This window comes from Peribacillus sp. P4_D6 (genome assembly GCF_056401795.1).
Window position 1 is genome coordinate 113,440 of the sequence record NZ_JBFUIQ010000002.1, and the last position, 13,791, is coordinate 127,230.

Consider the following 13,791-nt stretch of genomic DNA (forward strand, 5'->3'; position numbering starts at 1 on the left):
GTTATTCATGCCATTATTAATAACAGCTATTGGTGTTTTACTACTACTTATCTTAATAATGAAATTTAAACTAAATACCTTTGTATCCTTAATTATTGTCTCATTTCTTTTGGCTTTGTTCTTGGGAATACCACCGGAATCAATTGCTGCGACAATTGAACACGGTTTAGGAGGGACACTAGGTCATATTGGTCTTATCTTTGGAATTGGTGCTATGCTAGGAAGATTAATTGCTAATGCCGGAGGATCCCATCGTATCGCTGTTACTTTAATCAATAAATTTGGTAAAAAGAAAATACAGTGGGCGGTTGTATCTGCTTCATTTATCGTAGGAATCACATTGTTTTATGAAGTTGCCTTTGTATTATTAATTCCGATTATCTTTACCATTTCAAAAGAGTTAAATATATCGATTGTCAAGTTAGGTCTCCCAATGGCTGCAACTTTATTAGTCACTCACTCTTTCTTACCACCACATCCAGGTGCGACTGCTGTTGCAGCAGTATATGGCGCAGATGTAGGTAGTGTATTAGTTGTTGGTACTATCATTGCAATTCCAACAGTTATCATTGCTGGGATTTTGTATCCTAGGCTTATTGGAAAACTAATGCCAGAAATATTCAAGAAAAAGAGAGAGCTTTCTCAATTAGAGGAACAAAAACATATTGATTTAGAAGATACACCGGGATTTGGCATTAGTGTTTTTACCGCTACCTTTCCCGTCATATTAATGGCTATTGGAGCTATTGTTAATGCAATTCAAGGTGCAGCAGGTTTAGGAGATAATTTATTTTTTATGGTGATTCAATTTATAGGTAATGCATCCATAGCGATTTTACTTTCGTTCTTGTTAGCTGTTTATACAATGGGAATCAGAAGAAATATTCCAATTAAGAAGATGATGGATTCATGTGGTTCATCCATAAATGCCTTAGGATTATTACTTTTAATCATTGGTGGTGGCGGAGCCATAAAACAAGTACTTATCGATGGTGGTGTGGGTGATTATATTGCAGAAATATTCTTAGGTTCATCTATTAATCCACTAATTCTTGCATGGTTAGTAGCAGCATTATTACGTGTCGCGTTAGGATCTGGAACAGTTGCTACTTTATCGACTGCTGGTCTAGTTATGCCAATGTTAGCTCAAACTCCCGACGTTAACTTAGTATTAGTTACTCTTGCAACTGGTGCCGGAAGCTGTATGGCATCTCATGTAAATGATGCAGCCTTCTGGATTGTTAAAGAATACATGGGAATGGATATGAAAGAGACATTTGCAACATACAGTGTAATTTCAACTATAACTGCTATTGCTGGATTAATCTTTGTATTAATACTAGATATATTTATGTGAAAGTATGGTATCTAGACAAAGGGAATATAATTCATTTGTCTGGTACTACTATTAGTATATCAATCATTATAGAAAGCGTGATTTTAAATGGACCTGTATTGTAATAATCGTCATTAAGCAATGAAAGAAAATGATTGGATTAAACTTGATTATAATAACAAAATTTCACATTGTACTTGTAGTAGTTTACGTGCAGATAGAATCAAAGACATTGATCTATTAAAAAATATTAAAAATAGATATTTTCCTATTATGTTAGTAAAGCTGGCAAAATAATTGAATTGATAAAACTAATGAAAAGGTTTTCTTAAAATGTATTGACAAGGATAAACAATAGATTTATATTAAACCTATAAGGTACTTAGTAGACAAGTAGACAACAATATAATAAGACAACTAGTAGAATTCTATAAAAAAACTTCCGAGGTGACAAAAATGAAATTAAGTGTTGAAGAATTAAAGCAAAAAGCCATCGAGCTTAGACAAACAGCACTAACAATGGTTTACGAAGCACAATCGGGACATCCAGGCGGATCCTTATCTGCTGCAGATATCGTTACCACTCTTTACTTTAGAGAAATGAACATCGACCCGCAAAATCCAAAATGGGAAGATCGCGATCGATTTGTTTTATCAAAAGGACATGTTTGTCCAATCCAATATTCTGCACTAGCTTTGCGGGGATTTGTACCATATGAAACGATTCATACCTTAAGACAATACGGTTCCCCTTTCCAAGGACATCCTGATATGAAGAAATGTCCTGGGATCGATATTTCAACAGGATCACTTGGTCAAGGACTATCTTGCGCAGTTGGAATGGCATTAGCTGGAAAGCGTGATGAGAAAGATTACCGCGTATTTGCCATGGTTGGTGATGGAGAAGCTCAAGAAGGTCAAATCTGGGAAGCCGCTCAATCAGCTGCCAAGTATCAACTAGATAACTTAGTTGTATTCGTTGATGACAATGGTCTTCAAATTGATGGTACAACCGAAGAAGTTATGCCAAACCACGATTTAGAAGTTAAATTTGCTGCATTCGGTTTYGAAACTAAGAGAATCGACGGACATTCAATGGAAGAAATCGTAGCTACATTAGATGAGATTAGAGGTTCAAAGAACGGTAGGCCAAAAGCGATTATTGCAAACACAGTAAAAGGCCGCGGCGTTTCATTCATGGAAGATGTTGTTGATTGGCACGGAGTTGCGCCAAACAAAGAACAATATGAACAAGCAATCGCAGAAGTAGCAAGGGGGTTAAGATAATGACAGTTTTAGCAAAAGACATCCAAACAAAAAAAGCTACTAGAGAAGCATTCGGTGATGAAATTGTAGAGTTAGGGAAAAATAATAAAGACATTTATGTTGTGGATATTGATATCGGTAAATCATGTAAAACAACTAAATTTGCTAAAGAACTACCAAACCAACACGTAAACGTTGGGATCGCTGAACAAAACGCTGCAGGTTTAGCTGCAGGTCTTGCGGCAACTGGTAAAATTCCATTCATCAGCACATACGCTGTATTCGGTTCATTACGAATGACTGAGCAAATTCGCCAAGAAGCTTGTTATCCAAACTTAAACGTTAAAATCGCTTGCTCTCACGGTGGTTTAACTCCAGCGAATGACGGTGGGAGTCACCAAGCAATCGAAGATATGGGTGTATATAGAACAATTCCGAACATGACGGTGGTTATGGGTGCAGATTATAACTCTACTAGAAAATTAGTCGCTCAAGCTRCAGAAATCCAAGGACCTGTATATCTTCGTTTCACAAGAGACGCCATGCCATTCATCTATGATGAAAGCGAAGAGTTCGTAATTGGAAAAGCAAAAGAAATCCAAAACGGAACTGACGTTGCAATCATCGCAAACGGTGACACTGTTCGTCTTGCATTAGAAGCTACCAGAGAACTAGAAAAAGAAGGCATCTCAGTTAAGCTATTAGACATGCACACTATAAAACCACTTGATAAAGAAGCTGTGTTAGAGTGCGTAGAAATCGGAAAAATCGTAACAGTAGAAGACCACAACATCCTTAATGGCCTTGGAAGTGCGGTAAGTGAAGTAGTAGCTGAAGCCGGTAAAGGAAAAGTAAAGCGTATCGGTGTTCAAGACCAATTCGGCCAATCAGCGCCATATGAAAAGTTACTTGAACTAAACGGCATCACAGTAGAAAACATAGTTGCTAATGCAAAAGAACTTTTAAATTGAAACACGGAGACGGTTCTTGAGTTTCCAACAACATCAGAGCCCTCTGTTTTACTAAATAAGAGTTTATAAGATTAAAATTGGAAACATGGGAACAGTCCCCATGTTTCCCTAACCTAGGAGGAATACATTAATGTTTGAATTAACTAATCGTGTAGCCATCGTAACAGGAAGTGGATCAGCAAAAGGAATTGGACGTGAAATCGCTTTAACACTTTCTCGTCAAGGTGCAGCAGTGGTTATTGCTGATATTAATATAGAAGGCGTTCAAGATACAGTGGACGTGATTAAAGAAGAAACGGGCGGACAAGTATTAGGTGTTCAGCTTGATGTGACAAGCAAAGAATCTGTAGATGCAATGGTTGAAGTGGTTCTTAAAGAATTTGGACGTCTTGATATCCTAGTGAATAACGCTGGTATTTCACAAAAAGTAACAGTAGAGGATATGACTCTAGATGATATCAAACGTATCTTCAATGTCAATATGTTTGGTTTATTCCTATGTTCTCAAGCAACTGCGAAAGTCATGAAAGAACAAAAGTACGGGAGAATCATCAACCTTTCTTCAGTATCTGGTAAGCGAGGCGGTGGAGTATTCGGTGGTGCTCACTACTCTGCATCAAAGGCTGCTGTTCTTGGTTTCTCTAAAAACATGGCTCGTGAAGTGGCACAAGATGGTATTACAGTAAACTCAGTAGCACCAGGATTAATCAACACTGAAATTTGGAAGTCGCTTCCGAAAGAACAAGCAGACGGCATTATTGCCAATATTCCAGCCGGAAGACCAGGGGAAACAAAAGAAATTGCAGCTACCATCGCTTTCCTAGCATCTGAAGAAGCAGCTTATATCAATGGTGAGGATATCGATATCAACGGTGGACAACATATGGACTAATCGCTTCGAATGATTAGTCGTACAGAAAACGATTGCTTCAAAAGTAGTTAAATATAAATGCAAATATAAATAAGTTTAATCATGAAAAGAGGCTGTTCTATAAGTCGAGGAGTCAACTTATAGAACAGCCTCTTTTACATTCAAGATTAAGGTTTATTACTATTAAAATTTATTATAAGTGGAAATTATACATTCTAGTGATCAAATAAAGACTTATCCGATTATATCGAATGAAAGAAGGCCGATTATGAGGAAAATTGCGGTTTTAACAAGCGGTGGTGATGCACCAGGCATGAATGCGGCTATTCGTGCGGTAGTAAGAAGAGGAATTTATAAAGGGATGGATGTATTTGGAATTCATAATGGTTATGAGGGTTTATTAGAAGGATATATCACTCCGATGACATTAGGAAGTGTAGGCGATATTATTCACCGCGGCGGCACGATTTTACGGACCTCACGAAGTGAACGATTCAAAACAGAAGAAGGACAAAAAACAGCTTTTAATCAATTAAATAAATATGGAATTGATGGTTTGGTTGTCGTTGGTGGTGATGGTTCTTTTATTGGAGCTAGAAAATTAGGTAAAAAAGGTGTTCCAGTAGTTGGAATACCTGGGACAATTGATAATGATATTGCTGGTACAGAGTACTCTATTGGTTTTAATACAGCCGTCAGTACTGCGATTGATGCAATTGATAAAATTCGTGATACTGCCTTTTCACATGAGCGAACCTCCGTTGTAGAAGTTATGGGACGTGGAGCTGGAGACATTGCCTTATGGGCTGGATTATGTTCAGGTGCAGAATCCATTATCATTCCTGAAGCTTCCTATCGAATAGAGGATATTTTTGAAAGAATTACATGTGGGCGTAATCGCGGGAAAATGCATAGTATTATTGTCGTTGCCGAAGGTGTTTGTAGAGCTGAGGATATCAGCGTTGCATTAAGGGACCGATTTAAGTTAGATACAAGGGTTATTGTTTTAGGCTATCTTCAACGCGGAGGAACCCCAACTGCATACGATCGAATGATAGGTAGTCAAATGGGTGCAAAAGCTGTCGATTTGCTAATCGATGGACATGGCGGGAATATGGTAGGTTTTAATAGTGGGAAAATTGTCTATAAATCTTTTGAGCAAGCTGAGAAACAAGTTCATGAAATTGATATGTCCTTGTATCAATTAGCACGAACTCTATCTATATAGTGGAAGAAGCAGAAATCTATGTAAATCATGATAAATTAGGAGGAAACATATCCTACCCGGCCGGGAGCGATTAAAGCTACAGTGGGTGAAAAAAATACTCTTTTTGGTTCTCGGAATCAAGCGCAGTAACTTAGGAGGAAGAAAATATGAAAGTAGTCATTGCTTCTGATCACGGTGGTATAAATATTCGTAAAGAGATTATTTCTCTGTTAAAAGAAATGAATATTGAATATGAAGATATGGGCTGTGAGTGCAGTACATCTGTTGACTATCCGGATTATGCCTTGCCAGTAGCTGAAAAGGTTGCAAAAGGAGAAGTGGACCGTGGGATCTTAATTTGCGGAACAGGTATTGGAATGAGCATTGCAGCCAACAAAGTAAAGGGAATACGTTGTGCACTTGTGCATGATATGTTTAGTGCTAAGGCAACGAGAGAACATAACGATACCAACATATTAGCTATGGGAGAGCGTGTGATTGGTCCAGGTCTAGCTCGTGATATTGCAAAAATATGGTTAACAACACCTTTTGATGGTGGTAGACATAAAAATCGTATCAATAAAATAAGAACATATGAAGCATAAGTTGAATACTGACATGTACTATGCATAGAATAGTTGGTTATAGAACACTGGCGAATACAATTATCGTATACAAAAAATTGGGATATAAGTTGTAAATAGTATGTATGATTGATTTACATAACGACCCTTACAAAAAATGAAAGGTTTGGGTCTATTATTAAGGGGGATATTAATATGGCTTTAACTTCAATGAAAGAGATGTTAAACAAGGCGTTAGTAGAAGGGTATGCGGTTGGCCAATTCAACATCAATAATTTGGAATGGACACAGGCTATTTTAGCTGCAGCTCAAGAAGAAAAATCTCCAGTTATCCTCGGTGTATCTGAGGGGGCAGCTCGTTATGTAGGTGGATTTAAAGTAGTAACAGCGATGGTAAAGGTTCTTATCGAGGAAATGAATATCACTGTTCCTGTCGCGATCCATTTAGACCACGGTTCTAGTTTTGAAAAATGTAAAGCTGCCATTGAAGCTGGGTTTACATCAGTGATGATTGACGCTTCTCACCATCCATTTAAAGAAAATGTGGAAATCACCAAAATGGTAGTGGAATATGCTCATGAGCGTGGGGTATCTGTTGAAGCTGAGTTAGGTACTGTTGGTGGACAGGAAGATGATGTGGTTGCAGAGGGTGTTATCTACGCAGATTCACAAGAATGTGAAGAGTTAGTGAAGCTTACTAGTATTGATTGTTTGGCACCTGCGTTAGGTTCTATTCATGGACCTTACAAGGGGGAACCGAACTTAGGATTTGAAGAGATGAAACGAATTTGTAAAACAACCGGTTTACCTCTTGTTTTACACGGTGGTACAGGTATCCCAACAGATCAAATTCAAAAGTCAATCTCGTTAGGAACAGCTAAAATCAATGTAAATACAGAAAATCAAATTTCATTTACAAAAGTAGTGCGTGAAGTATTAAATGCAGACTCTGATGTGTATGATCCACGTAAATTTATTGGTCCAGGTCGTGAGGCGATTAAAGAAACAGTTATAGGCAAAATTCGTGAATTTGGTTCTTCAAACAAAGCGTACCAGTAACTTTATCGAGATTTACATTCAAAACTAAAAAAGAGAAGACTAGAAAAATCTTCTCTTTTTTCATTCAGTCCTTTTCACGATAATTTGTTCTTCTCTCGCCCATCTGTTTTGCGRCCTTTTTAGACTTCTCCTGCCCAGGGTTTGTATATAGTGCAGCCGTTGTGGTTGAAGTATGACCAAGTTGAGTCATCAACAAATGAATATCTCCTGATTGGTCCATTATATTCGTCCCATAGGTTTGCCTAATTTTGTGTGGGGACTTGGAATTATTGGACTTAAAGGCTTTCGTGTATTTCTTTACTAAAGCCTAGATGGCGCGGTTGGAAAGAGGGGGACTCCATTATTCACCCTAGTTAAGAATACATAGGCCGTATCATCGTTTGATCCCCTATACGTTCGCACAGCTAGGTAATCTGAGGAGAGACGGCCACTACATCCTTTTTTCCACCCTTGCGTAAAACATGTATTTGTTTTTCCTCGAAATCCAAGTCTCGTAGGCTTAAGTTAAATAACTCATTCACCCTGGTGCCACTTCCTAAGAAGAGAGATAAGATGGCAAAATCACGTTCCTTGTCCCTTTTAAAATATATGAGTTTTCTGGACTTTTCAGGTAGCTCCTTTTCATAGTCATGCTTCACGAATTCAAGAAAACGAGCATCCTCATCATAAGGTAATAAGACATCATCAGGTAAATTAGCTCTTAAACTTTCAAGAGTTTTAGATGTAAGTATGGAGAAATTTTTTTGAAGAAGAATTAGAGCTAGTCTAAAAAACAGAAGAGTGGAAACTTGTGGGGTAAAAAACTTGGACAGTTTGACACAAGAACTCATAAAACCATAAATCCTATTAAGCTATGTGACAACGGATTTTAGCAGAAGCATTTGCTAGAGGTTTGTTGATTTTATAGTCACCTAAAAAGAAGGCCCAATATAATAGAAATTCTATCAGTTGAAAGATACCAATGAAAAAGGAGTTGACCCCGTTAGGCCAACCCCTTGCAAACCGTTATTTTATTGTAAGCGTTACAGAATTATAGTTTTTCCCATTACCAAGTGGATTGAAGTTTTTCTCAATGTTTCCTGCGGCGTCCACAGTGAAATAATTGATGGTTGTAGTCTTTTCAATTTTTAATGTTTCTGCAAATTCACGGGTGCCGCTTAATTTAATTTTAGCTGATTGGAAGGTTGKGCGGCTGCCGTCAAGCGTATAATAAATCGTGGCTGGCTCACTTGTTTCAATCTTAACATCAACCGGACCTGTGTATTTTCCGTTTCCAGGTGTAGCTTTTGAGGAAGGCGGCTGATGGTCTTTTGCACTGTTGTAGGCTACTTTCATTAAGCCAATCAACCCATTGGCAAATTCCATTGCTTCTTCATGACCTTCTACAAAGGCTGGCTGGAATCCAACTGCCTGCCATCTTTTTGTATCCTTATTCCATAAATCTGCCCCTACTTCGAAGTTCCAGGCATAAATCCCCTTTTCATACCATAGGTAGTCCGCAGAGTTACCTGCAGCAGAGTATAGTACGTCAGGAATTGGACCTGTACGACTAGGTAGAATGACCGTTCCGCGGTGGTCTTGAATATCATTTAAGATGTTATCAGAAGCTGCCCAGTAAAACGCTTCTTCACCAGCAGATGGGCGTGGCAGTGTTGTACGTTTTRAATCGTAAGCACCAGGGGACCACATGAAGTAGCCGCCATAACTATGAATATTCATTGCAAACTTAATATTTGGGTTTTTGTCAGCAAGCCAGACAAGGTTTCTTCCTTCAGGCTCAGAGTTTTCAGCTGGTCCAGCGTAAGTATCTCCCGTGCAACTTGTACCTCCGCCAATATAGCCATCAAAAACGKAACCAACAGAATGGTTGCGGTTAAGGTCAACTCCCCAATTATTACGGTACCCAGGGTCAGAGGCAGTGGGACCACAGTGATTGGTCATATTTTTACGCTGCATATTGTAATCATTTAAGCTGTAATTAGCACCATCAGGGTTTACTGAAGGTACAAGGAATATATCAAGATTATCAACAAGCTTTCTTGTCTCACTATCTTGACTATAGTTTCGCAGTAGTCTTTCCACCGTTTCGATTGTTACGAGTGGGGTCACCCATTCACGGGCATGCTCCTGAGCATATCCAAGAACACCTGGTTTAGAACCGTCACGATGCTTGCCGATTCGGATTGCTTTTACTGTGAAAGGATCACGGGAAACGTCTGCCCCAGCTTTCAAGCCGTCAGTTAATATCGCAGCATTTGTGGTTGGTGCGACAACACCAGCACCAGTATTACCGCGGTATGTAGTCGCAGTGACAAGTTGGCTAGCATTCTCATTCAGTGCTTTAACCACTTGTGCGGCAGTACTTGTTGCCTTTCCTGACGAATCAGTAGCTAAATCTACTAAAATCTTGGTACCATCCACAGTCACTTTTAGTGGTGCATTATTGGTTCCCGGATTCTTGAATTCTACCGATACATCATTCCCGCCTTCATGCCCCCATGCTTTTGAGGAAACAACAACTGCGAGATTGGTCGTGCCGCCGATAGTTGCTTGGGCAAGACGTCTGTAACCATTTGTTTTATTTGGCATATCAATGATTTCTACCAAGTTCGGGAATTCTTTTGAAAGTTTTTCGGCACGTTCATATAATTCATTTGGTGCCATATAGTGGTCAACAAAATCCGTAACATAATCTGTTTTTGGATGTTTCGGCTCTTTCCCTAACCATTCAGTAATGGTGCTCGTAGCTGTTCCTCCAAGATTACTTTCAATTTTAACAGATGAAGGTATGGCGCTAACTGGTAAAAGCAAATAGTGATATAAATATTCACCGTAATCTACCAATCTAGAAAGTGTAGCAGATTTTTCCTCACCGTTCTCGGTCCAAGTTGCTTTAAGTGCAGTGCTAGCAGTCGCACCGGCGCTTGATTTTACTTCGAGATATAGGAAGGTGCCTGATTGATTGGTAAAATGGTTTGCCCTAAGGACTTTAAGTGTATCCTCGGAAGCTGCCAGACTGGCTTGCAGCTGGACAGTAGATTGCCGCTCTGCCACGCGTGTGCTCCATTGATTTTCGGTGATCAGGGTCTCTTTTACATTGATGCCAAAGGTCTTTAACATGGCAATTTCTGTTGGTGTGACAACGGCATCCACTTCATAGACTCCGTCGTGTGCTTCGATTCTGTGGGTAAGGTCAATTCCAAGCTCAAGAAGCTTGTCCTTTGCCTTATCATTTGGTACGACAAGTTGAACAATTGAGACCGATTCTTTCTTAGGAATCGGCTGGTCAGGTTGTTCGACCGCTGCAACCGGAATACTTAGGCCTGTATAAAATGTAGAGAACCCTAGTCCGGTTATGGCAGTCATCACCACTAAATTCCTTTTCCATTTCTGCTTTTTCTGTTTTGTCAAAAACTGCACCCCCAAAATGCTAAAAATTTTAATACAAGCTTATTGTAAGTTGAATGTACTTAATATCTTGTCGTAAAATCAGGGGCAGTTAAAAATACAAAAATTTTATTGAGAAAATATAATACTTTATTTTAGAAGATTGAATTTTAAACTGTTTTTCCTATTTAAAAAGTACTGTGCCACTCGAAATCCAGTAATTTTAGGAGTACAAAATTACTGGATTTTATTCCATTATAATTCCTATAAACTGTATATTGGTAATCAACTGTTTTTATTGTTTAATATTGTTTAATATTGTTGCTGTTTGTTTAATTTTGTAAAAGGAAAGTGGTAATATATTTCATGTGAATTGCGGCTCTATTGTTAAAAATCATCAAATGCCTATCAACCTTTGTGCCAGTCCAACATTTAATAAAGAAACAAGAATTATTATGAATAGGAATGATGGGGAATGGCAAAAAGAAACCGAGGAAAATCAATCAGCCACTTGCCTTCAAATGGCAGAGGGACATGCCCACTGTGTGAAAGAACAGGAGTAAAGCTTCTCTACCCGCACAAAACTGAAACAAACCAAACCATCAAAGTCTGCAAAAACTGCCGCCATAAATAAAAATCTCATAGTAAAAAATCTCATAGTAAAAAATCACATTCAGCAATTGACCGTAAAAATTGAAACCATGGAAATGGTGGCTATTACTATGGTAGGAGTGCTACAAGCAAGTAACAACCGCACAGAAGCAGAATCTGCTATTAAAAAACCGAATATAGTCTATTACATGAGAATGCATGAGAATCAACTCTAGTAGATTACCATATATTCTCTTTTTTTTAGTATTATCAAGCGATGGTGATCCAGAGAAAGATTGAAAGTTCACTGGAAGAGGAGGCGAACCAGGCATGGTCCAACTTGCCTGAGGATCAACGCCTTAAGCGGGTGTTTTTTTTAGAGGCTCTTTTCGTAAAGATTGTTGTTTTTAAAACGAAACTATTTAAGGTTGATTGGAGCGGAAGTGCGAGACTCCTGCGGGAGCAACGGGACAGGTGAGACCCCACAGGCGTTTACGCCGAGGAGGCTCACCGCCCGCCCCGCGGAAAGCGAGCATCTGGAGGGGAAATCAACCACAACTCACTACCTGGTAAATAGCAACAAAGTATGTGAAAACAGCCTTTTTAGAAAAGACATCGATTTGGAAAAAGGACCAGTTTGTCCGTACTTATATCAATGAGCGTTTTGTGGAACTGTTGAAAAAGAAATGGAACTTGGTAAGTAAGTCAAGGAAGGACATGCTTTACATTAACATAATGAATGATAAAAATATTTACATTCTTTAATCCAATAGATCCACATAATATCAGTAATTACTTCAGTTTTCCAATCTTATTTCATGGTTTCAATCATAGAACTTTACCTAACAACAAAATTGTATCAAAAAACCATCTAGCTGAAAAATGCCACAAAAGTCCTTGCAAACAAGTATACAAGGACTTTTATAAATTACATAAAAGAAATAGCACCACTAATAATAGCTAATACTGTTAAGATTAACGTTGTCAAGATGGCCCATTTGTATGCGAATTTCTGATATTCTCCAAGGTCTTTATCAACCATACCAACTAATAGAATGGTTGATGCAACAAGTGGACTCATTAAATGAGCGGGTTGTCCCAATATAGAAGCACGAGCAATTTCCAATGGGCTAATACCATAGGCTGATGCTGCTTCTGCAAGAATAGGGAGAACTCCAAAATAATAGGCATCATTCGATAAAACAAAAGTGAATGGCATACTTGTAATGCCAACAATGACAGGAAAAAACTGTCCTAATGAAGCAGGTATTATCGCAACCAGTCCATTAGCAATAGCATCAACCATTTTTGTACCGGAAAAGATTCCTGCAAATACTCCTGCCGCAAAAACTAATAGAACAACAATTAAAGCGTTTCCAGAATGTGCTAAGATACGTCTTTTTTGCATTTCCAGATTGGGGTAGTTAACCATTAAAGCTATAGCGAAACCGACCAAAAATAAAATGGGGGAAGGAACCAATCCCATAATAAGCATGACCATAATGCCTACCACAATTAATAAGTTAACCCACAAAAAACGGGGACGTTTAATGTCAATATGAGGAAATGTTTCAGTGGCTTCATTTTCAACAGTAGCAGCTATTTCATTTTTGAACTCTTCTATGTGTATTACACCAAGTCGTTTACGTTCTCTTTTCCCTAAAATAAATGCGACGAAAATAACCCAAAGAGCACCACCGATCATGGTAGGAATAAGTGGAACAAAAAATTCGGATGCATCAAGTCCCAATACTGCTATTGCTCGGGTAGCAGGTCCTCCCCAGGGGGTCATACCACTCATAACACTTAAAGCCAGCATGGCTACAGTGGCTAAAACCAATGGATTCATACCGATTCGTTTATAAAGTGGATACATAGCTGAAACAGTAATGATATACGTTGTTGTACCGTCTCCATCTAGGGCCACAAGTAATGCAAGAATTGTGGTACCCATCGAAATTTTGACAGGATCTCCCTTGACAACTTCTAATAACTTTTTGATAAGTGGGTCAAATAAGCCCGTATCTATCATAATACCAAAAAACAATATGGCGAATAATAATAGAGCTGCAGAAGGAGCGACTAGCTTAATGCCTTCCATCATCATAGTGCCAATTTTGCTTCCAAAACCACCAACTCCTGCAAAAACGATCGGAACTAAAGTTAAAGCAACAATGGGTGATAAACGTTTGGACATAATTAAATAGGTAAAAACGGTAACCATGGAGATGCCTAAAATTGTAAGAAACATTATTAAATCCCCTCCCAAATTTTGAATGCGCTTTCAATTGATCTTTGGATGACTAAGAATTAATTTCGTGACTCTTCATAAAAAATTAACTGGTAGATTAATAAGTTTTACATTATGCTTATGCGCTTTTCTTTATTAAAGGTAATACAGGGAGAACAATAAGTTAAATACATATTTTTTTTGTGTTGGTATCAAAATAATTTATTCTTAAAAAAAGATTGGAGGGAGGAGAGCAAAGAAAGCCAAAGGATAAGTGATACAACAAAGA

At 38.4% G+C, this 13,791-nt stretch carries 10 protein-coding genes and 1 pseudogene; 7 read left to right on the plus strand and 4 right to left on the minus strand.

Annotated elements, in window-relative coordinates; genetic code table 11:
• Positions 1-7: 7 nt before the first annotated feature.
• The 7 genes from AC1DVB_RS02275 to AC1DVB_RS02305 all read left to right on the plus strand — a co-directional run bounded on the left by AC1DVB_RS02275 (position 8) and on the right by AC1DVB_RS02305 (position 7,294).
• Positions 8-1,357, plus strand: a complete 1,350-nt coding sequence (locus AC1DVB_RS02275; protein WP_063576719.1) for a gluconate:H+ symporter — start codon at positions 8-10, stop codon at positions 1,355-1,357.
• 435 nt (positions 1,358-1,792) lie between these two features.
• Entirely contained in the window at positions 1,793-2,623 is an 831-nt protein-coding gene (locus AC1DVB_RS02280) for a transketolase (RefSeq protein ID WP_082854670.1), read from the plus strand.
• A complete protein-coding gene (locus AC1DVB_RS02285) occupies positions 2,623-3,573 on the plus strand; it encodes a transketolase family protein (RefSeq protein WP_477588022.1) in 951 nt (316 codons plus the stop codon). The genes AC1DVB_RS02280 and AC1DVB_RS02285 overlap by 1 nt, the downstream gene beginning before the upstream one ends.
• Before the next feature lie 130 nt (positions 3,574-3,703).
• Positions 3,704-4,465, plus strand: coding sequence for an SDR family NAD(P)-dependent oxidoreductase (locus tag AC1DVB_RS02290; protein ID WP_063576716.1), 762 nt, complete (start codon positions 3,704-3,706; stop codon positions 4,463-4,465).
• Positions 4,466-4,712: 247 nt separating this feature from the next.
• On the plus strand, positions 4,713-5,672 hold the full coding sequence (pfkA, locus tag AC1DVB_RS02295) for a 6-phosphofructokinase (RefSeq protein ID WP_214748193.1): 960 nt from the start codon (positions 4,713-4,715) through the stop codon (positions 5,670-5,672).
• A gap of 146 nt (positions 5,673-5,818) precedes the next feature.
• Positions 5,819-6,256, plus strand: a complete 438-nt coding sequence (gene rpiB, locus AC1DVB_RS02300) for a ribose 5-phosphate isomerase B (protein ID WP_214772919.1) — start codon at positions 5,819-5,821, stop codon at positions 6,254-6,256.
• A gap of 174 nt (positions 6,257-6,430) precedes the next feature.
• A complete protein-coding gene (locus AC1DVB_RS02305) occupies positions 6,431-7,294 on the plus strand; it encodes a class II fructose-bisphosphate aldolase (protein WP_477588026.1) in 864 nt (287 codons plus the stop codon).
• A gap of 64 nt (positions 7,295-7,358) precedes the next feature.
• On the opposite strand, the pseudogene AC1DVB_RS02310 reads toward AC1DVB_RS02305, so the two are convergent.
• The 4 genes and pseudogenes from AC1DVB_RS02310 to AC1DVB_RS02325 all read right to left on the minus strand — a co-directional run.
• A pseudogene (locus AC1DVB_RS02310) lies at positions 7,359-7,583 on the minus strand (tyrosine-type recombinase/integrase); the annotation flags it as partial.
• A 115-nt stretch (positions 7,584-7,698) separates the two neighbouring features.
• Positions 7,699-8,124, minus strand: a complete 426-nt coding sequence (locus AC1DVB_RS02315; protein ID WP_477588028.1) for a tyrosine-type recombinase/integrase — start codon at positions 8,122-8,124, stop codon at positions 7,699-7,701.
• A gap of 175 nt (positions 8,125-8,299) precedes the next feature.
• Positions 8,300-10,705 carry a M14 family metallopeptidase gene (locus tag AC1DVB_RS02320; RefSeq protein WP_477588030.1) on the minus strand — a complete coding sequence of 802 codons (2,406 nt, stop codon included), beginning with the start codon at positions 10,703-10,705 and terminating at the stop codon, positions 8,300-8,302.
• A gap of 1,495 nt (positions 10,706-12,200) precedes the next feature.
• Entirely contained in the window at positions 12,201-13,523 is a 1,323-nt protein-coding gene (locus tag AC1DVB_RS02325; RefSeq protein ID WP_057276171.1) for a CitMHS family transporter, read from the minus strand.
• Between the last annotated feature and the right edge of the window lie 268 nt (positions 13,524-13,791).

Bases quoted from the DNA above. Each gene is read 5' to 3' on its own strand.
- AC1DVB_RS02275 (WP_063576719.1), top strand. From the start codon at position 8: ATGCCATTATTAATAACAGCTATTGGTGTTTTACTACTACTTATCTTA.
- AC1DVB_RS02290 (WP_063576716.1), top strand. From the start codon at position 3,704: ATGTTTGAATTAACTAATCGTGTAGCCATCGTAACAGGAAGTGGATCA.
- pfkA (WP_214748193.1), top strand. From the start codon at position 4,713: ATGAGGAAAATTGCGGTTTTAACAAGCGGTGGTGATGCACCAGGCATG.
- rpiB (WP_214772919.1), top strand. From the start codon at position 5,819: ATGAAAGTAGTCATTGCTTCTGATCACGGTGGTATAAATATTCGTAAA.
- AC1DVB_RS02305 (WP_477588026.1), top strand. From the start codon at position 6,431: ATGGCTTTAACTTCAATGAAAGAGATGTTAAACAAGGCGTTAGTAGAA.
- AC1DVB_RS02315 (WP_477588028.1), bottom strand. From the start codon at position 8,124: ATGAGTTCTTGTGTCAAACTGTCCAAGTTTTTTACCCCACAAGTTTCC.
- AC1DVB_RS02325 (WP_057276171.1), bottom strand. From the start codon at position 13,523: ATGTTTCTTACAATTTTAGGCATCTCCATGGTTACCGTTTTTACCTAT.